This window comes from Paenibacillus sp. P4_A7 (assembly GCF_056402455.1).
Map to the genome: position 1 here is coordinate 1 of NZ_JBFUHJ010000193.1, position 9,501 is coordinate 9,501.

Consider the following 9,501-nt stretch of genomic DNA (forward strand, 5'->3'; position numbering starts at 1 on the left):
ATTTATTGCGATCTATTTAGCTGCTTTTGTTCCCTCTACGAACCTTTAGCAGCTTGCCTTTTACCGTCGTGTTTTTCATAATCTCAAGCACTAGCGATCCTTTGCCATTCAAAATCTCAACATCTGTTACATTATCGAGAATCGTAATGATCCCGATATCCTCTGCTGTTACGCCCTCAAGCTTAGCAATCGTACCGACAAAATCTACTGCCCTTAGCTTCTTCTTCTTCCCGCCATTGAAGTTAAGCTTCATAATCTGCTTGTTTAACTGCTCGCGCTTATCTTTTTTGAGGACAGGCCCCACATTCATTTTTTGTTCGAAGCCTTCTCTGCGGTTATCAACCGCCTCTTCTGAAGGAGCTTTCACTTTCGGTATAGCAAACCCTATATAACCTTCTATATCAGCCAATCGTCTGCCATCATTAGGAGTGACGAAGGTAATCGCTTTACCCGTCTTGCCCGCGCGTCCAGTACGTCCCGTACGATGAACATAACTTTCCTTCTCAAGCGGAATATCGTAGTTAATGACATGGGTAATATTCGTAATATCGATACCCCTAGCAGCTACATCTGTCGCAACCAAGTAACGGAATTGCCCTCTTCTGAACGCATTCATTACTTCAAACCGTTCTTCCTGCTCCATGCCGCCGTGAATACGATCACATGGATAATCGAGATCAGCCATTTCCCTAAACAATTTATCTACATTCTCCTGTGTACGGCAGAAAATAATACAGCTATCTGGGCTCTCCACAATCAACAAATCTTGAAGCAGCGCTATTTTGTCGGCTTCCTTCACCTCAATAAGAGAGTGATCAATCGTAGCTGTTGTTATGCCGCTTGCTTTGATCTCAACTTCCACAGGATTGTCCATATATTTGCGAGACAGCTTGGCCACATCCTCGGGGAACGTTGCGGAAAATAGCATGGTCACTCTGTCCTTAGGCAGCGCCTGAATAATCGACTGTACCTGTTCAATAAAGCCCATATTCAGCATTTCGTCCGCTTCGTCAATGACGAGATAAGCGATCCGCTCTAACGCTAGCGTTCCGCGTTCAATATGGTCCAGCACACGCCCAGGCGTGCCTACGACCATATGTGTTCTTTGCCTTAACTCGGCTTTCTGTATATGAAAAGGATGTTTCCCGTAAAGTGCTGTCGATTTAATACGCTTAAAACGTCCAATATTCGTAATGTCCTCGTTGACTTGAACAGCGAGTTCACGAGTTGGCGTTAATATTAACGCTTGCGGCTTATTTTCGTTCCAATCTACAAGCTCGCAAAGCGGAATACCGTAAGCGGCCGTTTTACCACTGCCTGTCTGCGATTTGACGACAAGATCCTTCTTCTCCAGCGCAACAGGAATCACTTCCGTCTGAACCTCAGTTGGCGACTCATAGCCCAGGCTTTCCAGCGCCCGTACGATCTCTTCACTTARTTGATAATCTTTAAATTTCTTCTCACTCATCTATTAACCTCATCTACACTATATTCGTTTACCTATATACAGGCTTCCACCGTACATCTATCGTATACTTTATCCATTATACTCTAAGTTTATATTTTTATATGAAAAGAGTTGTTCACCCATCAAAATATTACAAGGCTACGGTTTTGTGGAATAGTTGAAAGCAAGCCCTCTAGCGCAGAGATTGTCGATATCTAGTTCGGGGTACTATAAAAAGTGAGTACTAGTTCTACCGAAGGATGGTTATTATAATTAAAACATACCACTAAGAAAGGCATGTGAATGTTATGCTCCGACTAAACGTTATCCGCATCGGATTTCTAATGGGTGTGTCCTTGCTGCTGGGGGCCATCGTCTATTTCTTTGCTTCTAACTGGGGTGGAATGGACCGTACAGAGAAAATCATAACTTCTGCCGGACTCGTCTTCTTGTTCTACGGGGTGTCCTATACATTCTCTAGATTCAAGCTGCTGCTTGGTCATCATCATTTCCTTTCCAACCTGTTCCTCGTTGCTGGATGTCTATCGTTTGGCGCAGCGGTTGCTTTACTGTATCAAATCTATAACGCACATGCGGATAGCTTCGAGTTGTTTGCCGTCTGGTCTATACCCGCCTTGCTGCTGGCTTGGATTACTCGATACAATCCGTTCTATGTACTTGCCTTTGCATTGATCCATCTCTCTTTATGGTTTTACTTTTTCCCTTCCTCTCTATACGTTGTTCACAGTGATGAACAGTTAATGATGATTGGTGGACTATTCGCTCTCATTAACCTTGTATTGTTCATCTTGACGGTAACAAATAAGCTTCTATCCGTACCGCTGAAGATAATAAGCTTTATTATTTTCCATGTGTCGCTGCTAACACTAACGAATTCGTTTGAGTTCGAGCGCTATGGTGTTTGGATGAATATTTTGTGCTTGATGGCTATTGGCATCGGGTTTTATTATTTCTCACGTGTCAGACTTGATAAAACTATGCTTACGCTCCATGCGCTTGCAACATCTGCTTTTGCCGTATTCAAATTTATCGAGCTCGTCTCCAGACACGGATCAATCACTTTTTTCATATTAGGCATTCTATTTGTTGCGTTGCTGCTAACGGGAAATGTGTATTTCTTCCGTTATCTAAACAAGCTAGGCAAAGAGGCTTCAAATTCAGATCATGAAGAAGGCCATAAGCCCGCTCATTCCARCACCCAAAATGATTCAATAGCAACTAAAATCGTATCCATTATTGTTACCGTACTTGGTATCATTATCGGTAGTATTTCATTAATTGGTCTTGTATCTATGGTTACTACGGATATTGAGCCTCAGTACTTACTATTCGCAGTCTCCTTGGTGCTCGTCATTCCTATGATTTTACTGTCGCACTTAAATGCTGTTTTTCGTTATACGGTGCTTATGATCGGATATACAGCTGGAATAATTGCAATTATGTTGTTAGAAACGACATTCTTATCTGCCCTATTCTTAATACTTACAGTAGCCGGCTGGTTTAGACTAAAAGGACGGAAGCAGCATTTATTTACCTATGCGCTTATTAATTTGAATCTGGCGATCATACTTTTTCAACTTTTCGAATCGTTTGATAAGGTCTGGTCCCTTACCATTCTCGCGCTTGTTATATGGAATGCTTTCGTATACTTCACTCACCTCGTGTTACCTGAAGGCGAACTGCAGAAGCATGTGCAGGAGAGCGGCATGTTTTTCGGCTTGCTATTCTTATTCTGGCTAACCTTTCTTGGTGATATATTTCCTTATTCCTATGAACTGTTTAACCTGCTCAACTTTGCGGTGGTAACCAGCTTGGTATTCCTATTCATTCGCCGTAATCAGGCATGGGAAACTACGATCAGTCTCATTTTCTGGTTCTTATTTTTGGGATTCAAGTATTATGATTTGTTGTGGACACTGCTTCACAAATCTTTAACGCTAGCCCTGCTCGGGGTCATTTTCCTCGTCGTAACCACTCTTGCAGCGCGCCGAATGGATTTGCCTCATGATGTAAACGAGCAAAGCAGTTATATGAGTCGGAAAACATGGTTAATCGTGGCTGTCATAGTATTACAGCTGGGCTTCCTAGGCTATCAAACCGCTGCAAGCGAGCATTTACTACAAAATGGCACTTTAGTTAAGCTTGAAATTGAGCCTCTAGATCCAAGATCATTATTGCAAGGTGACTACGTCACTTTAAATTACAGTATTACTACTCCGCCGGAATCCATTGCAACAGAGCTTAAGTCTGAAAGTAGTCAACGTAAGATAAAGGTTGTACTAACTGAAGATGAAAACGGCGTATCTGTCTTTGATCGTGTATATAAAAAGGGTGAGGCTCTGGCTGACGGGGAGGTTATCATAACGGGAAAAAGCAGCGGGTGGCGTTCCATCTACTATGGTATTGAAACCTACTTTGTACCTGAAGGCACAGGCAGGGAAACCGAGCAAAATGCTCGCTTCGCTTACATCCGTGTCAGCACCAACGGCAATGCGCTTTTGGAGAGATTAAGCGACAAGTAGGAGAGCTAACATTGGGGAGGTTAAGCCCAGTTTTGGCACTTACAGACTCTGGGATTGGTTAGTTTAGGGGCTTTAAGCTCGATTTTCGGCCTTACAGCTCGTTCGTAGTCCCGTTTCTGGYGAATTCGGCGGCTGTAAGCCCAGTTTTCGTTAGGCTACATGCTTCTATATGCTGCTTTGTCGCTCGGTTGGCTACATGCTGGTAGCTACTCGAATGTTTGTAATCCCGCACATAGATAGGCTTCAAACCGCATCTTGATGCGGTTTTTTCTGTTTTACCCGGGCAAGATAATCCTCACCAAGGGCCTTTAACCCTCATACAATGGATTGGAACGGTTCATCAGGAGCTATGTATGTCGTTGCCCGGAAGGAAGCATACCATGAAGGTAATGAAAGTGAAGATCCAAGTTCAGAAAAATGTTCATTCTGCTGACGAACAGCATGTCGTGATGTTGAACGAGAAATGGCTGAAGAAAATGAACATTACGGTCCATCAAAACGTGAAGCTGCAATTTGGATCATTTAAACAGGAAGTAAAGGTTGTTAACATTGCTCAAAATGATGTTCTTCTAATAAATAGCAGCCTAGCAGACTCGATGGGTATTCATTCAGGAGAGCAGCTGTGTTTGCAGTATAAGGYAAGCAGCAACACCCTACAGATCGGTCCACTCATTGGTGTCATGGTCGGCAAAATGCAATCGAACGCAAGCGATCGGCCTTTTGGATCGACAACTTCATTTTTTTTGGAACTAAACGAAGCCTCTCGTATGATTGGGGCCTTCATATTTTTCTTCAGTACCTCTGAAATTAACGGTACATCCGATACGATAAAAGGCTGGCATTATAATGGAGGTTGGTCAAAGAGAACCTTCCCCCTCCCAAATGTTGTCTATAATCAAGTCCGCTCACGCTCTATGGAAAACCAAGCCAAAGTGCAGAAATTCATACAGCATGCAAAGCAGCAGCAGGTCCCAACCTCCTTCTTCAACGAAAAGTATCTCAATAAAAACGAAGTGTTTAAAGCACTTCACTTAGAACAGGGAATTCAGCATTACCTGCCTGAAACCATGCTTCTTCGTAATTTTCAAACGCTCAAATCAATGACCACCAAATATCCGACCGTTTTTCTGAAACCAATTAACGGAAGTTTAGGAAAAGGCATCATTAGAGTCCAACGAGACTCGAATTACAACTATGCCAGTCATCTTACTCATGCAAGCGGCTCCCGCAAAAAAACTCACAAAAGTCTTGATGCATTATTTTCCTTCCTCTCCAGTAGAATGAAAACGAGTACTTATCAAGTACAGCAAGGACTTTCCTTAATAACTATCGATGACCGGCCAGTCGATTTTCGCGTTCTGGTGCAACGCGGCGAGCAAGGTCAATGGGCGGTCACTTCCGTCGTTGCTCGTATCGCCAATAACCGGCATTTTGTGTCCAACTTGGCAAGAGGGGGCAGTCTTACCACGGTAAAAGACGCGCTTCAACAATCCCGATCTATTGCAGATAAGGGGAGTCGCATGCGTTTAAAGCAAGCCGCGCTCGCTATTGCGAAAGGTATTGAAGCCCATATTCCCGGACATTTTGCCGAGCTTGGCGTTGATTTGGCATTGGATAAAAAAAATCGCGTGTGGCTAATCGAGGTCAACTCTAAACCATCCAAAAGCGAGAATACCCCTCTCACGACGACCCCAAGGATTCGTTCGTCCGTCAAGCAGATTGTGCGATATTGTCAGTTTGCAACGGGATTCTCTAACATAAAGAGGTTAGGAGGAAAATCATGAGCATGATAATAGCCACTATTTACGAAGCACGAAAGCCAGGCAAGATCATTTATTTAACAAAAGACTTAGCCAGATCGCTAAACCTAGAGTATACGAATAAGATCACTCTATGCTTGGGTAGTAGAAAAATATTAACCCAAGTAAAGTGGCTTTCAAAATCAGGTCCTTATTTATATATCACGTCTAGCCTTCTATCCCAACTAAACTTTCCGCAGCTTGGCAGCAGCCTCACATTATACCATAGCGGAAATGAGCTTCACATCGGCCCGTTAATCGGTATTTTAACGGAAATTAGACCCGTAGGTCCTGCCATAATTGGTACTCATCATGAGCTGGTTCAATCCTTCCTCAAGACAGGAGCAGGCGCATCGTTATGCTTTGCCTTTTCACCTCATGATGTCAACTGGAGTCAGGAAACCGTATCCGGCTCCTTTCTTATAGAGGATGGGAGCTGGGTTCGCCGTACAGTTCCGCTGCCAGACGTAGTCTATAACCGTCTTCCGAGCCGCAGAACGGAGAAGCTGGCAGCTATAAAAGCTCTAAAGCAAAATTTTATAAKTAAGGACATTCCATTGTTTAACTGGGCTTACTTTGATAAATCGGAAATATACAAGCTGCTCGAAGGTACAGACGTTGCCCAGTACGTGCCAGAATCCTACACTGACCCTTCCTCCGTACAAATTAAGAGCATGCTGAAAAAGTATTCATTTCTTTATCTCAAGCCGACCGGCGGTAGTTTAGGCATCGGCATATATCGAATCACTTTTAATCCAAGTCGCGGGTATTACGCTCGTTTCCGTCAAGGAGGGCAGAACGTTCTGCTTCACTTCAGAGACTTCGAGTCACTGATGCAGTACCTTCGTTCGAAAAACGGCGGCTTAGTCCGTTACATCGCCCAACAAGGCATTTCACTCATTGAAATGGACGGTTGCCCTATTGATTTTCGAATCCATTTAAACAAAAACAAGGAAGATAAATGGATTGTTGCCGGCTTTGGCGCTAAGAAAGCAGGTAAAGGAAGCGTCACGACACATGTACGAACTGGCGGTCGATTGCTTACGCCGGAACGCGTATTTCGCGAGCAATACGGCTCCTCTGCAGATAGCATGCTAGCCCAAGTGAAAGAAACAGCCATATTATTGGCCRACTCCATCCAGAGTAAATCCGGTTATTTGTTAGGAGAGCTCGGATTGGATATCGGAATGGATAAAAACTCTAAGATATGGATGTTCGAAGCAAACTCCAAGCCTGGCCGCTCCATCTATAAGCATCCCATGTTAGCTTCGCAAGGAAAAGTAACCATGCAGCATTTACACGACTATTGCTTATACCTCAGCGAGTTCCGTCCCGATCACAATCACCAGCTGATTGAGGGAATGGCTCCAGAACAATCTCAAGCTAGATAGCAAAAGAACGGTTCGAGAAAACTCTCGAACCGTTCTTTTTTACATGAGTTGTTATTCGCTCACTAACTTGCTTAATTCAGGAAACGGCTCTAAATAACCGTTTCTGTCCAGCTCTCTTAATGCTTTACGAATGGTTTCCTCATCTTCGCCTGACTGATCCGAGAGCAATAGTAAATCGGTTAAACCGATTTCTGGGTTCTCCTTGCAATAGGTGAGCAGCCCTTTCGCAGCCCATGACAAGCGATCATCTTGGAATTCGCCTATCAATTGACGGAATAATTTATGTGGAATCAATTGCTCATCGACTAGCATCTGCATTGCTTTAATGGTTTGTTTCTCAGTCATCCGTCCTTTCCTCGCCACATCTGATAGTGTTAACGAAGACGAGTCGGTAGTACTCGCGCTTAATACGATGTAAATCATTTGCGAATATATATCCAGGCTTGGCTTATAAAAAATTTCAGTAGATACAGTAAAATTGCGGAGATTGCTCTGTGTAGGTTCCATATTCATTTTGTCTCTCCCTTTATAGTATTCCTATTAAGTATTCCTTATTAAGGATACGAGATCTTAGTCTACTTTGCAGCTTTATGAAAGATTTATAACAATTCATCCTCAAAATGACGGAGCTGATACTTCAACAGATCAATGCGTCCAGCGTCACTCACTTCTACACCTTCATCGCTTAAATAGAGTTTTTGCATAAATCGCGCTTCATCTTCCTGCAGCGCAATTTCCCCTTTCGCATTAACGACCCGATGCCAAGGAAGCTTGTGAATATGACTTAAAGAATGCAAAATACGTACAACCTGTCGTGCTCCTCTTGGGCTCCCTGCTTGACCAGCAACTTGCCCATAGGTCATGACATTCCCTTCGGGTATGTTTTTTATAATCTCGATTACCCGCATTGTAAATGGCTGCATCGCTATCCTCCATTCATCTAATCAAATCCATTTTGTAATTCTGTTAAATGAATAGATTGTTCTTTATAACGGTTGTGGTATTATTTATACAGAACAATTCATTGTTAGAGCCATGCATCATACTATTTTGGGGGTGACCAGTATGACCTATGCAATTAGTATAATTGTTCCCATATATAAGGTAGAGAAATGGTTGCATAGATGTCTGGAGAGTATTTTAAATCAACCCTTTAGCGCATTCGAACTCATTCTTGTTAATGATGGATCCCCAGACAGTTGTGGTCAGATATGCGACGAATATGCTCTTAAGGATAAACGCATCAAGGTCATTCACAAAGTAAATTCCGGTACAAGCAGTGCTCGAAATGCGGGCATTGAAGCAGCTTCTGGGCAATATATCTCATTCGTTGATCCTGATGATACGATTAAAACAACCTTTTTCACTACCTTGTATCATACCGCTGCCAACAATAACTGTGACGTCATCATAAGCGGGTTCAACAAGTCTCCATCCCAAGAAGAAGTCTCTCCTTGTTACAAACTGCATACGGTGATGAAGGGCAAGGAACTGATTCTAAGCTCCCCCAACGTCAATACTAAGCTTGATTTATGCTTTGTTTGGAGAAATCTATTTCGTTTAAGCTTTATTAAGGAGCATGCCATTTCCTTTAATGAAGACATTCATTTTGGAGAAGATACGCTTTTTAATTTAGAGGCAATACTAGCGTCAGAACGGGTATATGCCATACCAGATCCTTTATATAAATATACGATTAATAATCCGAATAGCGCGATGAATGCCCTCCATAAACCAAAGCTTGAACAGAGTCTAAGTATGCAATATGAGTTAAGAAAACGAACCTCCGAAAAATTCGATTTGCTTCAAAATAAAAGATATCGCCAGGATCTAGCCTACTATTATCTTAAATCTATCCTGAGCTTGCTTCTTAAGAACCTTCATAACAGCCCTATCCCTGTTCAAAAATCGGCGCTGGCTAATCTTTTAAAAGAAGCCATGTTTACTGACAGCATAAGAGAGATTGGGTGGTTATACCAATGTGATACCGTTAAAGAGTATCTGTACTACCTGGCACTTAAATTCCATTGGACCAGCCTTCTTTTTCAAAKAGAATTTGGCCTCCCTAGCTTTGTCGAACAATTGCTCACTTCTGGCTACAAAAGGATGGGTAAAGATAAGAAATTGGATCATTCTTGAATAGCCTATACTACCATTTTTGGAGTGATGATTCAAATGCAAAAGAGCCCTCATAGCAGGGCTCTCTTGGTTTCATGCTGGTCTAATTTATTTATCTCTCAGTGTCATTTAAATTTCCCGGGAAACTGTTTAATGATTCCCGCTGATAACGCGTCCGCCAGCACTATAATATGCGCCAAACC

At 42.7% G+C, this 9,501-nt stretch carries 7 protein-coding genes; 4 read left to right on the plus strand and 3 right to left on the minus strand.

Going from position 1 to position 9,501, the window contains the following annotated elements:
- Positions 1–16: 16 nt before the first annotated feature.
- Positions 17–1,468, minus strand: coding sequence for a DEAD/DEAH box helicase (locus AC1DWN_RS20105; protein ID WP_477560684.1), 1,452 nt, complete (start codon positions 1,466–1,468; stop codon positions 17–19).
- Positions 1,469–1,755: 287 nt separating this feature from the next.
- Between AC1DWN_RS20105 and AC1DWN_RS20110 the strand changes: the two genes are divergently transcribed.
- From AC1DWN_RS20110 to AC1DWN_RS20120, 3 genes are all read left to right on the plus strand, one after another.
- The gene (locus tag AC1DWN_RS20110) at positions 1,756–3,990 is read left to right on the plus strand and encodes a GDYXXLXY domain-containing protein (RefSeq protein WP_477560685.1); all 2,235 of its coding nucleotides are present in this window, start codon (positions 1,756–1,758) and stop codon (positions 3,988–3,990) included.
- A gap of 380 nt (positions 3,991–4,370) precedes the next feature.
- On the plus strand, positions 4,371–5,774 hold the full coding sequence (locus AC1DWN_RS20115; RefSeq protein ID WP_477560686.1) for a YheC/YheD family endospore coat-associated protein: 1,404 nt from the start codon (positions 4,371–4,373) through the stop codon (positions 5,772–5,774).
- The gene (locus AC1DWN_RS20120; protein ID WP_477560687.1) at positions 5,771–7,180 is read left to right on the plus strand and encodes a YheC/YheD family endospore coat-associated protein; all 1,410 of its coding nucleotides are present in this window, start codon (positions 5,771–5,773) and stop codon (positions 7,178–7,180) included. The genes AC1DWN_RS20115 and AC1DWN_RS20120 overlap by 4 nt, the downstream gene beginning before the upstream one ends.
- A gap of 51 nt (positions 7,181–7,231) precedes the next feature.
- Here the strand turns inward: AC1DWN_RS20120 and AC1DWN_RS20125 are convergent, their stop codons facing one another.
- On the minus strand, positions 7,232–7,693 hold the full coding sequence (locus AC1DWN_RS20125) for a hypothetical protein (RefSeq protein WP_477560688.1): 462 nt from the start codon (positions 7,691–7,693) through the stop codon (positions 7,232–7,234).
- Between the two features lie 86 nt (positions 7,694–7,779).
- Positions 7,780–8,103 carry an MGMT family protein gene (locus AC1DWN_RS20130; RefSeq protein WP_477560689.1) on the minus strand — a complete coding sequence of 108 codons (324 nt, stop codon included), beginning with the start codon at positions 8,101–8,103 and terminating at the stop codon, positions 7,780–7,782.
- 142 nt (positions 8,104–8,245) lie between these two features.
- Here AC1DWN_RS20130 and AC1DWN_RS20135 point away from each other — a divergent pair, with 142 nt between their 5' ends.
- Complete coding sequence (locus tag AC1DWN_RS20135) at positions 8,246–9,319, plus strand: glycosyltransferase (protein ID WP_477560690.1); 1,074 nt, start codon at positions 8,246–8,248, stop codon at positions 9,317–9,319.
- Positions 9,320–9,501 lie beyond the last annotated feature (182 nt).